10 protein-coding genes are annotated in these 16,339 nt (G+C 64.4%); 5 read left to right on the top strand and 5 right to left on the bottom strand.

Annotated features, from left to right (window positions below; translation table 11 throughout):
- Positions 1 to 697: 697 nt before the first annotated feature.
- A complete protein-coding gene (locus ACYQR9_RS14510) occupies positions 698 to 2,449 on the top strand; it encodes an APC family permease (RefSeq protein ID WP_461226872.1) in 1,752 nt (583 codons plus the stop codon).
- A gap of 200 nt (positions 2,450 to 2,649) precedes the next feature.
- On the top strand, positions 2,650 to 3,783 hold the full coding sequence (locus tag ACYQR9_RS14515; protein ID WP_461226874.1) for an aminomethyltransferase family protein: 1,134 nt from the start codon (positions 2,650 to 2,652) through the stop codon (positions 3,781 to 3,783).
- Between the two features lie 95 nt (positions 3,784 to 3,878).
- Here the strand turns inward: ACYQR9_RS14515 and ACYQR9_RS14520 are convergent, their stop codons facing one another.
- A complete protein-coding gene (locus ACYQR9_RS14520) occupies positions 3,879 to 4,937 on the bottom strand; it encodes a helix-turn-helix transcriptional regulator (protein ID WP_419952798.1) in 1,059 nt (352 codons plus the stop codon).
- Positions 4,938 to 5,362: 425 nt separating this feature from the next.
- Here ACYQR9_RS14520 and ACYQR9_RS14525 point away from each other — a divergent pair, with 425 nt between their 5' ends.
- The 3 genes from ACYQR9_RS14525 (at position 5,363) to ACYQR9_RS14535 (ending at position 11,524) form a co-directional block, all read left to right on the top strand.
- Positions 5,363 to 6,718 carry an NAD(P)-binding domain-containing protein gene (locus ACYQR9_RS14525; protein WP_461226876.1) on the top strand — a complete coding sequence of 452 codons (1,356 nt, stop codon included), beginning with the start codon at positions 5,363 to 5,365 and terminating at the stop codon, positions 6,716 to 6,718.
- Positions 6,719 to 6,778: 60 nt separating this feature from the next.
- Positions 6,779 to 9,166 carry a DUF1989 domain-containing protein gene (locus tag ACYQR9_RS14530; protein WP_461226878.1) on the top strand — a complete coding sequence of 796 codons (2,388 nt, stop codon included), beginning with the start codon at positions 6,779 to 6,781 and terminating at the stop codon, positions 9,164 to 9,166.
- 282 nt (positions 9,167 to 9,448) lie between these two features.
- The gene (locus tag ACYQR9_RS14535) at positions 9,449 to 11,524 is read left to right on the top strand and encodes a methyl-accepting chemotaxis protein (RefSeq protein ID WP_461226880.1); all 2,076 of its coding nucleotides are present in this window, start codon (positions 9,449 to 9,451) and stop codon (positions 11,522 to 11,524) included.
- Between the two features lie 103 nt (positions 11,525 to 11,627).
- Here ACYQR9_RS14535 and urtA read toward each other — a convergent pair whose 3' ends face one another.
- From urtA to ureC, 4 genes are all read right to left on the bottom strand, one after another.
- Positions 11,628 to 12,878, bottom strand: a complete 1,251-nt coding sequence (urtA, locus tag ACYQR9_RS14540; protein ID WP_461226882.1) for an urea ABC transporter substrate-binding protein — start codon at positions 12,876 to 12,878, stop codon at positions 11,628 to 11,630.
- 226 nt (positions 12,879 to 13,104) lie between these two features.
- The gene (locus ACYQR9_RS14545; protein WP_461229810.1) at positions 13,105 to 13,965 is read right to left on the bottom strand and encodes an urease accessory protein UreD; all 861 of its coding nucleotides are present in this window, start codon (positions 13,963 to 13,965) and stop codon (positions 13,105 to 13,107) included.
- A gap of 5 nt (positions 13,966 to 13,970) precedes the next feature.
- Positions 13,971 to 14,606 (bottom strand): urease accessory protein UreG, encoded by a 636-nt coding sequence (gene ureG / locus ACYQR9_RS14550; RefSeq protein ID WP_207412750.1) that lies wholly within the window; start codon positions 14,604 to 14,606, stop codon positions 13,971 to 13,973.
- A 14-nt stretch (positions 14,607 to 14,620) separates the two neighbouring features.
- Entirely contained in the window at positions 14,621 to 16,333 is a 1,713-nt protein-coding gene (ureC, locus tag ACYQR9_RS14555) for an urease subunit alpha (protein ID WP_461226884.1), read from the bottom strand.
- Positions 16,334 to 16,339: the final 6 nt, after the last annotated feature.

Genomic DNA, 16,339 nt, shown 5'->3' on the forward strand with positions numbered 1-16,339 from the left:
GAGCAGATTGCTTATATACTGAGCATAAATGGATAAAAACGGCCAATTGCGGTGCATTTTAGTTCAATTTCCGTCCTTACTCGGCGGTGACCTGCAATAGCGCTTGACAGCCCTTAGCCCGAGGGGAAATGATTGTTCCCGTAGAGAACCCAGGCGATCGTCGACGGTCTCGCTCACGTGATTTGCCGGCCACTCCTGCCCGGCACGACCCGACCGTCCGGCTGACATCCATCAGCCGGACAACACCAAACAGATCTTCATCCCGTGTGCCGACAGGACCTTTGTAGCAGCCACCAAACATCAGGGTAGCGACGATACCGGCATTTCACCCTAAACTTTGGCCTTCGCGCCAATTCGACGGTGACATGTCCAAAGCAAGTCCATCGACAACCCCGCCAACCTAAATAAATAGCGAACAAAAACCACTAAAGGCATGCTTCCCACCATCATAGCCGGTGGTGAGCAAGCTGGTATTTTCTGATCAAACGATAAAATTTCTCGAAGACATGTCTCTCAGCGCTTCTCACTGGCGTGGCGAGTGCGCACGGGAGCGTGCCTCATGGAAAAGACGAGGCTCCGGGTGCTCCTCGGTTCTTCCCAAACCTCATCGAAACGAACGGCCCGGGGATCGCAGTCTCGCGGAGGGCGCGTCTCGATCCGAACTGATCCCTCGCCAAGACAAATGGAGCATTCAACCATGAGCACCGGACTGACATCCGCGGCAAAGCCTCTGGCGGGCTACACTTCCCCCGCCATCGAAGCCGCCGGAGACGGCAAACTCCATCGCAGCATCAACTGGACGGGCGCGTTCTGGGTCGCGAGCGGCGTGCCCGCCCTCGTCCTGTTCTCGGTGGGCGGCATTGCCGGCAATACGGGCAAGCTCGCCTTCCTGATCTGGACGCTCTCCATGGTCATGGGCTTCATCCAGTCCTTCACCTATGCGGAGATCGCCGGCCTGTTCCCGAACAAGTCGGGGGGCGCGTCGGTCTACGGGGCCGCGGCCTGGGTCCGCTACACCAAGCTGGTGGCGCCCCTCTCGGTCTGGTGCAACTGGTTCGCCTGGTCGCCGGTCCTGTCGCTGGGCTGTTCCATCGCGGCCTCCTACATCATCAACGCGGTGGCGCCGCAGCCGACGGCCACGTCGCCGGCCGTGGTGCAATGGCTCGCCACCAACGGTGCCGCCCTGCAGATGGCCGATGCCGACAAGGTGACGGCGGCCATCGCGGCCGTGGCGCCCGGCATCCGCAGCTGGACCCTGTTCACCACCACCCTCGGCCCGGTCTCGCTCTCCCTCAACCTGGCCTTCTTCATCGGCGCCGCCCTCATGCTCGCGGTCTTCGCCGTGCAGCACCGCGGTATCCTTGGAACGGCGAACGTCCAGAAGTATATCGGCCTCCTCGTCATCATCCCGATGTTCATCGTCGGCGTGGTCCCGCTGCTGATCCACGGCGTGAACTGGGAGAACTTCTCTCCGCTCGTCCCCCTCGCGGCGCCGGCCGCTCCTGCGCCGGGCGCCTGGAACATCACGGGCTGGACACTGGTCCTCGGCAGCATGTTCATCGCGGCCTGGTCGACCTACGGGTTCGAGACGGCGATCTGCTACACCAGCGAGTTCCGTGATCCCGCCAAGGATACGTTCAAGGCGATCTTCTATTCGGGCCTGCTCTGCCTCCTGCTGTTCACCCTCGTGCCCTTCACCTTCCAGAGCATGCTCGGCGTCGAGGGGATGCTGGAGGCCTCCATCGTGGACGGGTCGGGTGTGGCGGCAGCACTCGCGCACATGGTCGGCGGCGGTCCCATCGTCGAGAACTTCCTCGTCATGCTGATGATCCTGGCCCTCGTGCTCTGCATCATGACGGCGATGGCGGGGTCCTCGCGCACCCTCTACCAGGGCTCGGCCGACGGTTGGCTGCCGCGCTACCTCAGCCATGTGAACGAGCACGGCGCGCCGACGCGGGCGATGTGGACCGATCTCGTCTTCAACCTCGCGATCCTGGCGATCGCCTGTGCCGATGCGACGAGCTTCTTCTTCATCCTGGCCGTGTCGAATTGCGGCTACATCATCTTCAACTTCCTCAACCTCAACTCGGCCTGGATCCACCGCATCGACTCGGCGCATATCCCGCGCCCCTACCGCGCACCGACTGTCATCCTGGTGCTCGGCGGCGTATTCGCCTTCGTGAACGTGATCTTCATGGGCGCGGGCGCGAAGGTCTGGAACCCGGTCGCTCTCTGGGCCGGCCTGATCACCGCCGCCCTGATCATCCCGGTCTTCTGCTACCGCCACTATGTCCAGGACGGCGGCAAGTTCCCGACCGAGATGTACGAGGACCTGCATGTCGGCCCCGACGGTGCGGTGAGCCGCCGCCGGGCGGGAATCCTGCCCTACCTGACGCTGGCCGCCGGCGTCGTGGTGCTCCTCCTCTCGAACTGGTTCTTCCAGCTCTGATCGAACCGGGCTGCCGGGGCCATGAGCTCCGGCAGCCCGCGCGCGGGACGAGACAGAGCCCGCCCAATCAAAAAACGGAACGCTAGAGCTGCGCCCGACCACGTTGGGTCGGGGCACATCTCTAGGCCTTTGTTTTGCCGCGCTCTTTTTCGCCGAACCGGCATCCACTTCGGCGGAGAGCGCTCTAAGGGACAGCCGCCATGAGCTACAAAGACCTTCCCCGCCAGTCGGCCCTCAACGAACGCCACCTGGCCCTGGGCTCGTCACTCGACGCCGAGTGGAACGGGATGCCCATCCCCCAATCCTACAGCACCGACCGCTACGAGGAGACCACCATCGTCCGCTCGCGGGCGGGCCTGTTCGACGTCTCCGGCCTTCGCATCGTCAACGTCTCCGGTCCGGACGCGGAAGCGATGCTGAACGCGATGCTCACCAGCGACGTCGGCAAGATCGCGCAAGGTAAGTCGGCCATCAGCAACATCGTCGACGAGAACGGCTCCCTGATCGACGACGTGCTGGTCTACCGGGACGGGCCGCAGGCCTTCCGCGTCTCGCATGGCGGCGGCAGCCTCGAAGACGTTCTTCCCGAATTCACCGAAGGCCGCGCCGTGGAAGCGGCCCGCGACGACGACGTCCACATTCTGTCGCTGCAGGGACCGCTGGCCCTCGACATCCTCGCGCCGCACACGCCCTTCGATCTGGCGACTCTGAAGTATTTCGAGCATGTCCGCACGACGCTGTTCGGCCGCGACGTGTCCCTGGCGCGGGGCGGCTACTCGGCCGAGCGCGGCTACGAGGTGTTCTGCGCCGCCAAGGACGCCATCGCCCTCTGGGACGCGATCATGCAGGCGGGCGAACCCTTCGGCATCGTGGCGGCCTCCTGGGACTGCCTCGACATCGTGCGCGTGGAGGGCGGCCTGCTGTTCTTCCCCTTCGACATGCCGAAGCCCGACACCACGCCGTGGGAAATGGGCCTGGCCTGGACCGTCGACCTCGACAAGCCGGATTTTCGCGGCAAGGCCGCCCTGCTGGCGAGGAGGGGCACCGAGCGTTTCAGCCAGGTCGGCCTCGAGATCCTGCACCATGAGGCGGTGACGCCCGGCGCCAAGATCTTCAAGGACGGAATCGAGGTCGGCACCGTCAACAGCACCACCTACAGCCGCCACCTGATGAAGTCCCTCGGCCTCGCCCACCTGCCGCCGGAGCTCTCCGCCCTCGGAACCGAGGTCGAGGTCCAAACCGAGACCGGCCCGCTGGTCGCCAACGTGGTGCGGACGCCGTTCTACGACCCGATGCGCCTGCGCACCCATCCGGCCGACGAACGGACCGCCTGATACCAGACCGCGAGCCGGCGGCATGCCGCCGGGCCCCGGTGAGCCCGGCCTGCGGGTCGGCCTCACCGGGAAGCCGCGGAGCTATGCGGCCCGTGTCAGGCCGAGGGAAAGAACGGACTGAACTTCTTGATGAGATCCCGTTCCGACGTGACATCCACCTTGCGATAGATCCGGATCTTGCAGTTCTTGATCGTGCCCTTGCTGATCTTCAGAATCTGCGCGATGTCGCCCGTGGCCTGGCCTTTCATGGTCAGGGTCAGGATGTCCCGCTCCCGCGGCGTCAGGGCTGTCAGGATGTCCGCCGCAGCCTGATAACTGGCCAGATCGTCCTGCGCCGAGACTTTCGGACCCAGCATGAAGATCCGGCCGCCGGGCGCCAGGGCGAAGTCGCGATCGAAGGTCTCCGACGTGATCACATGATCCCGCGCGTGGACGGTCTGGATAGCGTCCGCGCGAGCCAGCGTCTCCAGCATCGGTTCGATGGAGACATCAGCCAGGACCGCCTGCTTCCAGGTCTCGTTGGCAAACACCTCCACGTCGTGGCGGTCTCGGATCAGGGTTGGGCGGTTGAGCAATCCCTCCGCCTGCTTCCCGTTCGTATAGCGCAGATTGCTGAAAAGGTGGCCGAGATGACTCCGGTGACATCCCTCTAGGGCCGGAAAGATCAGTTCCGCCCTACGGACATCCTCCTGCGAGAACTCCCCCCGCTCGCGTTCGAGGAACAAGCCGAAGCAGCAATGCCCCACCGTCGAGAAGAACATCCCCAATTCGTCGGAAATATTGGCGGCGGGGCGGAAGATCTTCGCATAGAGGATCGATTCTGGGCTGGTATGCCCGATCTCCGACAATGTCAGGATGCCCGGCTTGCCGAACGTCTTCCAATAGAGGGAGAACGGATCGATCCGAAGGCATTTCCTGTTGTAGAAATCCACGATCTCGCTCGGAACCCCGGTGGTGTAGAGCACGTCCGGCGGGGCCACACGCGAATAACGGATGATCCATCCCGAATCGCTCTCGATGGAAAGAGCGAACAGGGACAGTAAGTTCCGGTGAAAAGACTCGGTTCCGATCGAAGCCGCGACCTCGCCGAACCGTCTGTACCATTCGGCGTCGGTCAACCCGATGCCACCGTTCCGGATCGGTTCGTCACTCATCCTAAAACGGTCATCTTGGAAACGGTGCCATCCACTGCATCTCACGCGCTCGTCGCGAGACGGCCGGCCTCGCCCATGCGCACGTCCCGCACAGTATCGTCGGCAGCCCCACCACCCAAGGCCTTCTTTACCCCCCCGGTCCTTCGTCCACGGTCGTAAAGAGAGAATGCGAATGCAAGGTAATGGCACATTATCTGCTCGAAACGACCATTTGGCATGATCCTCGCAAACTCAGACGCCCTTCGTTTTCTCAATGCAGAGGCAGACCCACACAGTAGTGCCAACAGTCACTATTGCATCGTCATTTCACCCCGGCATAAAATTTTCCCAAGAAGAATGAACGCGCGGGGCGATCCTCGCTGTCGGAGCGGATGGCTCAATCGGGGGCCGTCTCGCCTCACACGATGTTTCTCGGAGATCTCATCATGCGGAAACGGGTTGCGATCATCGGCGCGGGTCCGAGCGGATTAGCTCAGTTGCGGGCCTTCGAGTCCGCGCGTCGCCGAGGCGAGGAGATCCCCGAACTCGTCTGTTTCGAGAAGCAATCCGATTGGGGCGGCCAGTGGAATTATTCCTGGCGCACCGGCCTCGACGGGAACGGCGAACCCGTCCACAGCAGCATGTATCGCTACCTCTGGTCGAACGGCCCGAAGGAATGCCTCGAATTCGCGGATTACTCCTTCGAGGAGCATTTTGGCCGCCCGATTCCGTCCTATCCACCGCGGGCGGTGCTGCACGATTACATCGCCGGCCGCGTCGAGCGCAGCGATGTTCGCAAGTATATCCGCTTCTGCACGCCCGTCCGCTGGGTCAGCTATTCGGAGGAAACCGGCAGGTTCACCGTGACGGCGAAGGATCTGATCGCCGATGAGCATCAGGTCGAAGAGTTCGATTACGTGGTCGTGGCCAACGGGCACTTCTCCGTGCCCAACGTCCCGAGTTTCGAGGGACTGGAGCAGTTCCCAGGCCGTGTGATGCATGCCCACGACTTCCGCGTCGCCGACGAGTTCGCCGGCAAGCATCTCCTGATGATCGGCGCAAGCTATTCCGCAGAAGATATTGGTACCCAGTGCATCAAGTACGGCGCGAAATCGATCACCTTCAGCTACCGCACCAAGCCGATGGGCTTCGATTGGCCCGAAGGCTTTGTGGAGAAACCTCTTCTGCTGAAACTCTCGGGGAAGGCAGCGCATTTCAAGGATGGCAGCACCAAGGAAGTGGATGCGATCATCCTGTGCACGGGCTATCAGCACACCTATCCGTTCCTGCCGGACGAGCTGCGCCTCAAGTCACACAACTGCCTGTATCCGGCCGGGATCTACAAGGGCATCTTCTGGCAGTCGAACCCGAAGCTAATCTATATCGGGATGCAGGATCAGTATTACACCTTCAACATGTTCGATGCCCAGGCCTGGTATGCCCGCGACTACATGATGGGCAAGCTCACCCTGCCGGGCGCGGAAGAGCGGAACGCCGACATCACCAAGTGGCTGGCCTATCAGGACACGCTCACCAACCCGTTCGAGGCGATCGACTTTCAGACGGAGTATGTCCGCGAGCTCCTGGCGGCGACCGACTATCCTCCCCTCGACGTCGACAAAGTTGCCGAGCTGTTCAAGGAATGGGAGCATCACAAGATGGAGGGCATCCTCACCTATCGCGACAGATCCTACCGCTCGACCATCACCGGCACGCTCTCACCGGCCCATCACACCACATGGATGAAGGCAATGGACGACTCGCTCGATGCCTTCATGGGCCTGCCCCAAGCCGCGGAATGATCGCGTAACACTCTCGCGTCGGCCCGACCGCATCGCGGCCAGTATACCAGGGATCGTCGAATGAACCAGATCTGGATGCAGCCAGAGCCCGCGCGGGGGGCAACGTCGCCGCGCACGCTCTCGTTCTCGGCGAGGGGTGGAGCCTCAGCCTTCTTCGAGGTCGAGGCCGGGGATCGTCTGCGCATCGTCGATCCGGAAGGGTGCCAGCCTGCCTTTCTCTATGCTCGCCCCGATGCGTTCGGAGCGGCGGCCGCGGACGGGCGCGTCGCCTCGAACATGGGGGATCTCTTGCGCCGGCGGGGCGAGGGGATGGGCGGAGAGGCGGAAAGCGCCGCCCTCGCACGGCATGGCCTCGCAGCGTCCGATCTCGAAGCGCACGCGCTGTTTCACGGCGAGTCCCAACCGGGCTCGGCCTTCGAGGTGACGGCGGCCGCCGCCTCGGTCTGCGTGCTCATCGTTCCCGGCGGCCCGATGGCGCCGGACGCGCAGGATCCGCCGACCGATCTGCGGGTGGAGATCGAGCCTGCCACGTCCCTCGAGGGGAGGGCGCCGCCGCCCCTCGCTCCGCCCCTTCTCGACCTGCGCGTGAGGGCCGCGACGGCGGAGGCCTTCACGGTCAAGGCCGGTCAGTACATCCAGATCATCGACGTGGACGGGCGCCAATGCGCCGATTTCCTCGCCTTCGATGCCGTGGCCCTCGAAGCGGGTGACGAATACGGCCTCGACGCCACCACCACGCATACCCTGATGGGATCGACGGCGCCGAAACCCGGCCTGCTGTCGAAGTATTTCGACGCGCGCATGGTCCCCCTGGTCGAAATCGTGCAGGACACGGTCGGGCGCCACGATACGTTCATGCTCGCCTGCTCGGCCAAGTATTATGAGGATATGGGATATCCCGGTCATTCGAACTGCACCGACAACTTCAACGCTGTCCTGCGACCGCATGGGGTTCAGCCGAAGAAGGGTTGGCCGGCGATCAACTTCTTCTACAACACCGTCGCCGGGCCGGATGATAAGATCACCATGGACGAGCCCTGGTCACGCGCGGGCGATTACGTTCTGTTGCGGGCGCTGACCGACCTCGTCTGCGCCACCTCGTCCTGCGCCGACGACATCGATCCCGCCAATGGCTGGTGCCCCACCGACATACACGTCCGGGTCTATGATTCTGAAAGCGCCTTCTCCAAGGGTATGAGCCACCGCATGACCCCCGATGCCGAACCGCGCCTCACCCGCGAATCCGGGTTTCACCCACGCACCGCCGCCTTGACACGGAAGATGGAAGATTATCGCGGGTTCTGGGTGCCGACCTGCTTCAACGCGGCGGGCCCGCTGGAGGAATACTGGGCCTGCCGCGAGCGGGCCACGATCATGGACCTCTCGGTCCTGCGCAAGTTCGAGGTGATCGGGCCCGATGCCGAGGATCTGATGCAGCTCGCGGTGACACGCAACGTGCGAAAGCTCGCCGTCAACCAGATCGTCTATACCGCCATGTGCAACCCGCATGGCGGGATGATCGACGACGGCACGCTGTTCCGTCTCGGCCAGAACAACTTCCGCTGGATCTGCGGAGACGAATATTCCGGCATCTGGCTGCGCAAGCTCGCCGAGGAACACAAGCTGAAGGTCTGGGTGAAGAGTTCCACCGACCAGCTTCACAACGTCTCCGTCCAGGGGCCGAGATCGCGGGCGATTCTGTCGAGCCTCGTCGTCAGCCCACCCCAGGAACCCACGATCGACGAGTTGAAATGGTTCCGCTTCACCGTCGGGCGCATCGACGGCGTGCCGGTCCTGGTGTCGCGAACCGGTTATACCGGCGAACTCGGCTACGAGGTCTGGTGCCATCCGAGCCGGGCGACCGACCTCTGGGACGCGATCATGCGAGCCGGTGAGCCGCATGGCCTCACGCCGATGGGGCTCGCCGCCCTCGACATGCTCCGGATCGAGGCCGGCCTCATCTTCGCCGGATACGATTTCTGCGACCAGACCGACCCGTTCGAGGCGGGAATCGGCTTCACCGTGCCCAAGGACAAGCCGGACCACTACATCGGATCGGAGGCGGTGGCACGTCGACGGGACAACCCGCACAAGCGGATGGTCGGCCTAGACGTCACGGGCAACGAGCCCGTCGTGCATGGCGATCCCGTCTATGACGGCCGGACCCAGATTGGGATCGTCACCAGCGCCACGAAATCACCGATCCTCGGCAAGACCATCGCCCTGGCGCGCCTCGACGTCTCGGCGGCGGCCATCGGCCGGTCGGTGGAGATCGGCAAGCTCGACGGCCATCAGAAGCGGCTTTCCGCGACCATCGTGGCGTTTCCCCATTTCGATCCCAAGAAGATTCGTGTCCGAGTGGGACCGTCGGCAAGTGAGGATCTGGGAAAGCTCTGCATCCCAAAGCCCTCGCCGGAGACCGTCGCAACCGCTGGAATTCCAGCTTAGGTAGTTCTCAATAGACCGCAACGAGGCTTCTTCACCAACCAGTCTTCCGCAACCGATGAACGAACACCCAATCGCGCGAGCTAAAACCCTACGGATACGCGAAAGAATTGTGCGAACACCACCATCGGTCCTCCTCGCGTAATCGGACAACCTTTAATCCGTTCATAACAAACCTTGCATTGGGGAAACGGAAATTTAAATCATACTACCAATAGATCATTTGTTAACCTGCCAATTGAATATTGCCTCAGTGCACATCTTATGGGCGGAACCGATCCTGCAATGGCCACTCTTTCCTTCAAAGCCGCGATTGCGGGCAGCGTGTCGCTGGCAGCAATCTTCACCGTCGGAACGATCTTTCTGACCAGACAGATCGGCGACTCGTTCGCCACCCAGGCCGAGGCGCTACAGGGGGAGACACTGTCGAACGAGGCGCGCGCCGTGCGCGGTCGCCTGGACGAGGTCGCCCAGATCGCGAAGAATATCGCTGTGGTCGCCGGCGCCATGCAAAGCAGTGGCGTGAAGGATCGCGCAATTTACGATGCGGCTCTCAAGCGACTGCTGGAGGAGAATCCCGCCATCCTCGCCACATGGACCGGGTGGGAGGCCAACGCTCTCGACGCGCGCGACACCGAGTTCGCCGGTGGTTCCACCTCCGACGCCACCGGGCGTTTCCTGCCGTACTGGAACCGTGGCAGCGGCACCATCGTGCGCGAAGTGCTGACAGGCTACGAGAACCCCGTGGAAGGGGCCTATTATCAGCAGCCCAAATTGCTGAATCGGCCCGTCGCCATCGAGCCGTACAACTACCCCGTGGCGGGGAAGGACACAATGATCATGTCCTTCGGGGCACCGATCACGGTGGACGGCAAGTTTCTCGGCGTCGGAGGGATCGACATCGATCTTTCCGCCATGAGCCAGGCCGTGGCTTCGGTCCGGCCCTTCGGCACCGGCTACGTCACCCTGGTCTCCACTCAGGGCGGAGCGGTGGCGTATCCGGATGCGAAGGTGGTCGGCAAATCCCTCGACAAGCTGGATCCCGCGGCTGCCATGGCGGCGCGACGGGCGGTCGAGACCGGGGAGCGCGTGCAGGAGGTCGTGACCGGGCCCGATTCCCGATCCTGGCGCTACATGGCCGAGCCGATCCAGGCCGGGGCGACGAAGGATCGCTGGGCGATCGTCACCGCCGTTCCCGAGGCGACGCTGACGGCCGCGGCCGACAGCGCGCAATGGATCCTCATCGGCATCTCGGCCCTGTGCGTCCTGGCGAGCTCCGCCATTCTCTTCGCCCTCATCCGGCGTCTCGTCGGCGTGCCGATCCGGGCGCTCGGCACCACGATTGGCGACATGGCCGCGGGCGATTACAATGCGCCCGTGCCGCAGGCGGACCGCCGGGACGAAGTGGGGCTCGTGGGCAAGGCCGTCGTCGGGCTGCGCGACTCCCTGCGGCAGAGCGCGGAGGCGGAGGAGCACCGGAAGGAAGCGGCCCGGGTGATGGCGGACGAGCAGCGCCGGGCCGGCACGCGGGGCCTGGCCGATGGGTTCGAGAACGCCGTGGGCGGCATCGTCGGCCTCGTCGCCTCGGCCGCCACAGAATTGCAGGCCACCGCGCGCGAGATGGCCGACACCGCCGCCCGCACGGCCGGCCAGTCCGACACGGTCGCCAACGCGGCCCGTGACGCGGCGGCGAACGTGACCGCCGTCGCGACGGCGGTGGAGGAACTGGGGAGCTCCGTTCAGGAGATCGCCCGGCAGGTGAGCGGTTCGAGCCAACTGGCGCAGGAGGCCGTCGACGAAGCCCTGCAGACCTTCGGTTTCGTGGAGGCCCTGAGCGGGGCAGTGGCGAAGATCGGCGACATGGTGACGATGATCAACGCCATCGCCGCGCAAACCAACCTGCTCGCCCTCAACGCGACCATCGAGGCGGCACGCGCCGGCGATGCCGGCCGCGGATTCGCCGTGGTCGCCTCGGAGGTCAAGGAACTCGCCAACCAGACCGCGCGCGTCACCCAGGACATCGCGGGCCAGATCGCCGTGATTCAGGGCTCCACCGACCAGGCCGTGACGGCGATAGGCACCATCACCAACCGCATCAAGGAGATCAGCACGGTGGCGACCACGATCGCGGTGGCCGTGGAGCAGCAGGGTGCGGCGACGCAGGAGATCGTCCGCAACGTCTCCCTGGCGGCTGTCGGCACCGGTGAGGTGACCTCGAACGTTACGGGTGTGGCCGATGCCGCCGTGCATACCGGCGCCGCGGCGGATCAGGTGCTGATCTCGGCATCGGAACTGTCACGCCAGTCGGAACATCTCGGTTCCGAAGTGCGGCAATTCCTGGCCAATGTCCGGGCCGCATAAATCCCTTGTGAAGGACCGCCGTCTCACCCGTTCACGGGTGGACGGCAGTCCTGTCGATCGACACGACACGGCGGTCCGGGCTTCGGACCGCCTTCGATAGGGTCTACTGATACCCTTTGGGGAATGGGTCCGGCTTGATCAGCTCGGGGCTCGTATAGACGATCTCGAACTGGCCATCGGCCTTGGCCTTGCCGACGCGGGTCTTGGACCAGAGGTGGTGGTTCGGATCGACGCGCACATAGCCTTCCGGCGCGTCCTTGAATTCCAGGCCCGGCGAGGCCGCGACGACCTTGTCCACATCGAACGAGCCGGCCTTCTCGCAGGCCATCTTCCATAGGAACGGGCCGAGATAGGCGGCCTGGGTCACGTCGCCGATGACGGTCTTCTCGCCCCACATCTTGTGGAAGGCGGCGACGAAGGCCTTGTTGTTCTCGTTCTCGATGGACTGGAAGTACTTCATGCAGGAATAGGCGCCCGCGATGTTGTCGCCGCCGATGCCCTCGACCTCGTCCTCCGTGACGGACAGGGTGAGCAGGGTCTGTTTCGAGAGATCGATGCCGGAGGCCTTGAGCTGCTTGTAGAACGCCACGTTCGAGCCGCCGACGACGGTGACGAAAATCACCTTCGGCTTGGTGAGCTTGATCTTGTTGATCACCGAGTTGAACTGGGTGTGGCCGAAGGGGAAATACTCCTCGCCGACGACCTTTCCTTTGAGCACGCTCTCGATGTGCTTGCGGGCGATCTTGTTCGAGGTGCGCGGCCAGATGTAATCCGAGCCGATGAAGAAGAAGCTGTCGCCGCCCTTCTCCTTGTGGACCCAGTCGAGGCTGGCGAGGATCTGCTGCGTCGCCTCCTGCCCGGTATAGATGACGTTCTTGGACTGCTCCAATCCCTCGTAGAAAGTCGGATAGTAGAGCAGGCCGTTATACTGCTCGATCACCGGCAGCGCCGCCTTGCGCGAAGCCGAGGTGAAGCAGCCGAAGATCGCCGCGCAATGGTCGTTGACGAGGAGCTTCTTGGCCTTTTCGGCGAAGGTCGGCCAGTCGGAAGCGCCGTCCTCCTGGATCACCTTGATCTTGCGGCCGAGGATGCCGCCGGAGGCGTTGATCTGCTCGAAGGCGAGCTTTTCGGCCTGCGTGGCACCGGTCTCGGAGATCGCCATCGTGCCGGTGACGGAGTGGAGGATGCCGACGGTCACTTCGGTGTCGGTGACGGCGAGTCCCGTCGTGTTCACGGTATCGGCCGCAGAGACGGACGAGCTTCTCGTAGCGGCAATGAAGGGGGCTGCTGCCAGGCCGAGTAGCAACCGGCGACGAAGTTGAAGATAAGCGGTGCCTTCGTCTTTCGACGCCATCGGTTCGTTCCCCACTTTTCATTGCGGAGGACATGCCTTTGTCCACCCACGGTTGCTCCCTGGAGCAGGATCACTCCAACTCGACCGAGGCACACTGTCGGTAAGAAACTTCGTTTCTTAAAGGGTAAATTGGCTGCATGGTGCATCATTGCTGGGCAGGCTGAGCGCCTTTCCTTCACGACCGCCGAGCGGAGCCCGCGCCCGCCGATCCAGTCCGGTCCCATCCTCATTTGCGACGGCGTGCAGGGGCGCAGCCGAACAGCGCGGCGAAAGCGACCGCGAAGACCGCATCCATGCCCGTCGACAGCGCGCCACCATTGCGCGCGAGAACCCGCACGGCCAATCCGGCGGCGTTCGGAAGCGGGCTCGCTCCGCAGAGGCATCCCATTCCCTCAGCGACGGCCTGGAGAGCGGCGATATCGGGACAGCAATCGACGCTCCCGAGGATCACCATCGAACCATAGGCTGCGTAGGCGCCCATGGGGGAGGCGGGGCCTTTCAGGTGCGCCCCGTCGAGGGTGGAGCGCTCGTTGACGAGGATGCGTCCATCCTCGGTCTCGACCCGCAGGGACAGGGCGATCCGGGAGAACGGCCGGCCCATGCCGGTCGGATCGTGGCTGGCGAAGCCTTCGCTGACGATAGCGCGCGCATCCGGGCCGACGACGATGCGGGTGTCGAGATCCAGCGCCGCGCCGGGAAACAGGATCATCGGATCGGGATGGAGCGCCAGGCTCGCGTCGCCGGCGATGTAGAGACGTGTGTCCTGGCGTGCCGCGAAGGCGCCGGTGTCATGCACGACGGTGGCCGATTGCGTGGTCACATGGGCCCGGCTTCCGGCCTTCGCCGTGATGTCGAGGCCCAGGCGGTCGGCCCGGTAGAGGCCGCCGGATGCCGATTGGAGATATAGCGTCGCGATGTCGGGATGGTCCGGATACATCCGGAACGGCCGGGTGATGTGGAACGGATAGGGCACGACCTGCTGCGACAGCACCGTGGTCCCGCCGCCGCGCACGAAGACGAGGCGCGCCTGAGAATGGCGTGAGCGGCCCGCTCCCTCCGGCGAGGCACCCCGGACCTCCTCTCCCACGTCGCTCAAGGCGCGAAGAGCACCGCGCGGCAGATCGCATCCGCCACGGCCTCGATCCCGTCGCCCGCGCGGGCATTGGTGGCGATCATCGCCTTGCCGCCGCGGACGGCGGTGGCCTCGCTGAGCATGGCGGGGAGGTCGATCCCCACATGGGGGGCGAGATCGGTCTTGTTCACCACGAGAAGGTCGCAGCGCAGTACGCCGGGGCCGCGCTTCCTGGGGATGTCGTCGCCTCCCGCCACGTCGATGACGAAGATCCACCAATCCACCAGATCGAGGGAGAAGGTGGAGGCGAGGTTGTCGCCGCCGGATTCGAAGATCAGGAGGTCGAGGCCGGGAAAGGCCGCCTCCAGGGCGTCGCCGGCGGCGATGTTGAGGGTCGGGTCCTCGCGGATCACCGTGTGCGGGCAGGCGCCGGCCTCCACGGCCGAGACCCTGGCCGGATCGATCAGCCCGGACCGGCGCAGGCGTTCCGCGTCCTCCTTGGTGACGAGGTCGTTGGTGACGATGGCGAGATCGACGCCGCGCCCCGCCAGGACCGGGATCAGACGCTCGATCAGCGCCGTCTTCCCCGAGCCGACCGGTCCGCCGATGCCGATCCGCGCGGCACTGGCGCGGGTGGGAGATGGAGTGAGAGTCATTGCGGTATTGAGCATCAGCGCAGCATGTAGCGTTGGGCGAGGGGAAGGACCTTGGCCGGTTCGCAGGTCGCGATGGCCCCGTCGACGAAGACGTCGAAGGTCTGGGGATCGACGCGGATATCGGGGCAGGCGTCGTTCCAGAGCATGTCGGCCTTGCTGAGCGTCCGGGTGCCATGGGCCGGCAGCAGCGCCTTGCGCAGGCCAAGTTCGTTGCGCAGGCCCCGCTCGATCGCCAGCGGATGGACGAAACAGGCCGAGAGCCCCTGCTTGGCGAGGCCGAACGCGCCCCATTGCGGGCGCAGCAGCATCGGTTCGCAGGTCATCAGCGACGCAGCGGAATCGCCCATGGCGCCCCAGGCGATGAAGCCGCCCTTGATGACGAGTTCGGGCTTGATGCCGAAGAAGGCGGGCCGCCACAGAACGATGTCGGCCATCTTGCCTTCTTCGAGAGAGCCGATGTGATCGGCAATGCCGAAGGTGCGCGCCGCATTGATCGTGTATTTGGCGATGTAGCGCTTGATCCGGGCATTGTCGCCGAAGCCGGCCCGGTCCTCGGGCAGGCTGCCGCGCTGGTCCTTCATCTTGGAAGCGAGCTGCCAGGTCCGGCAGATCACCTCGTGGATGCGGCCCATCCCCTGGCTGTCGGAGCCGAGCATCGAGATCGCGCCGATATCGTGCAGCACGTCCTCGGCCGCGATGGTCTGGGCGCGGATGCGGCTCTCGGCGAAGGCCACGTCCTCCGGCAGGGCCGGGTTGAGGTGGTGGCACACCATTGTCATGTCGAGGTGCTCGTCGAACGTATTCACCGTGTAGGGATTGGTGGGGTTCGTCGAGGAGGGCAGGCAATGGGGCAGGCCGGCGACGCGGATGATGTCCGGCGCGTGCCCGCCGCCGGCCCCTTCCGTGTGATACATGTGGATCACCCGGCCGCCGATGGCGGCGAGCGTGTCCTCCACGAAGCCGGATTCGTTGAGCGTGTCGGTGTGGAGCTGGACCTGGAAATCGTGCGCGTCGGCGAATCCCAGGCAGGCATCGATGGCCGAGGGCATCGCCCCCCAATCCTCGTGGATCTTCAGGCCGAGCACACCGGTCTCCAACTGCTCCTTGAGGGCCGCCGGCTTGTGGGTGTTGCCACGGCCGAGGAAGCCGAAATTCACCGGCCAATGCTCGGCCGCCTGGAGCATCTTGCCCGTGTTGAACGGCCCCCCGGAATCGATGCCCACGGTGATCGGCCCGAGCGAGCCGCCGAGCAGCGTGGTGATGCCCGACGCGATGGCGTGGTCAGGCAAGCCCGCGGAATCGAAATGGACATGGACGTCGATGGCGCCCGGCGTCGCGATCAGCCCCTCGCAATCGCGCACCGTGGTGCCGGCGGACACGATGAGCCGCGGATCGACCCCGTCCATGATCGCCGGGTTGCCGGCCTTGCCGATGCCGACGATCTTGCCGTGGCGGATGCCGAGATCGCCCTTCACGATGCCGAGCACGGGATCGATGACGAGAACGTTGCAGAGCAGGAAATCGAGGGCGCCCTCGGCCGAGGTGATGCCGGGCGCCATGCCGATCCCGTCGCGCAGGGTCTTGCCGCCGCCATGCAGGCATTCGTCGCCGTAGACGGCGTAATCCTTCTCCACGACGGCGACGAGGGAGGTGTCGGCGAGGCGCACGCCGTCCCCCGTGGTGGGACCGTAGAGGGCGGCGTAGTCGCGGCGGGGGATCGTCACCATGATCGT

This window comes from Methylobacterium sp. CM6241 (genome assembly GCF_054817845.1).

Bases quoted from the DNA above. Each gene is read 5' to 3' on its own strand.
- ACYQR9_RS14510 (WP_461226872.1), top strand. From the start codon at position 698: ATGAGCACCGGACTGACATCCGCGGCAAAGCCTCTGGCGGGCTACACT.
- ACYQR9_RS14515 (WP_461226874.1), top strand. From the start codon at position 2,650: ATGAGCTACAAAGACCTTCCCCGCCAGTCGGCCCTCAACGAACGCCAC.
- ACYQR9_RS14520 (WP_419952798.1), bottom strand. From the start codon at position 4,937: ATGAGTGACGAACCGATCCGGAACGGTGGCATCGGGTTGACCGACGCC.
- ACYQR9_RS14525 (WP_461226876.1), top strand. From the start codon at position 5,363: ATGCGGAAACGGGTTGCGATCATCGGCGCGGGTCCGAGCGGATTAGCT.
- ACYQR9_RS14530 (WP_461226878.1), top strand. From the start codon at position 6,779: ATGAACCAGATCTGGATGCAGCCAGAGCCCGCGCGGGGGGCAACGTCG.
- ACYQR9_RS14535 (WP_461226880.1), top strand. From the start codon at position 9,449: ATGGCCACTCTTTCCTTCAAAGCCGCGATTGCGGGCAGCGTGTCGCTG.
- urtA (WP_461226882.1), bottom strand. From the start codon at position 12,878: ATGGCGTCGAAAGACGAAGGCACCGCTTATCTTCAACTTCGTCGCCGG.
- ureG (WP_207412750.1), bottom strand. From the start codon at position 14,606: ATGACTCTCACTCCATCTCCCACCCGCGCCAGTGCCGCGCGGATCGGC.
- ureC (WP_461226884.1), bottom strand. From the start codon at position 16,333: ATGGTGACGATCCCCCGCCGCGACTACGCCGCCCTCTACGGTCCCACC.